Source organism: Streptomyces botrytidirepellens (genome assembly GCF_003721215.1).
GTDB lineage: Bacteria > Actinomycetota > Actinomycetes > Streptomycetales > Streptomycetaceae > Streptomyces > Streptomyces himastatinicus.
Map to the genome: position 1 here is coordinate 1 of NZ_RIBZ01000348.1, position 537 is coordinate 537.

Below are 537 nucleotides of genomic sequence, written 5' to 3' on the forward strand. Positions count from 1 at the left end.
TGGCCGCCCGCGCCACCCTCATGGGCGGCCTCCCGCAAGGCGGCGGCATGGCCACCATCGCCGCCACCCCCGACGAACTCGCCGAGGACCTTGCCGAACATGACGGCCACGTGGCCATCGCCGCTCTGAACACACCCGGCAACACCGTCATCTCCGGACCCACCGAACGCGTAGCCGAGATCAGCGCCGCCTGGGCCGCCAAGCACCGCAAAACCAAGACCCTGACCGTCAGCCACGCCTTCCACTCCCCCCTGATGGACCCCATCCTGGAACCCTTCACCCAGGCCATCACGAACCTCACCTATCACCAACCCACCCTTCCCCTGCTGAGCAACCTCACCGGGGAACCCGCCGACGAGCGCATCGCCACCCCCGAATACTGGGCCCAACACATCCGCCAACCCGTCCGCTTCCACCCCGCCATCACCCACATCGCCCCCGAGACAGGCATCTTTCTGGAACTGGGCCCGGACCCGGTCCTCGCCACCGCAACACAGCACACACTCAGCCACATCACCACGGGCACCGACCGGCCCA

1 protein-coding gene is annotated in these 537 nt (G+C 68.0%); it reads left to right on the plus strand.

Annotation, left to right across the window (positions count from 1 at the left end; all coding sequences use genetic code 11):
- The coding region (locus EEJ42_RS30920) for an acyltransferase domain-containing protein (RefSeq protein WP_148082055.1) at window positions 1-537 on the plus strand (537 nt) is incomplete at both ends.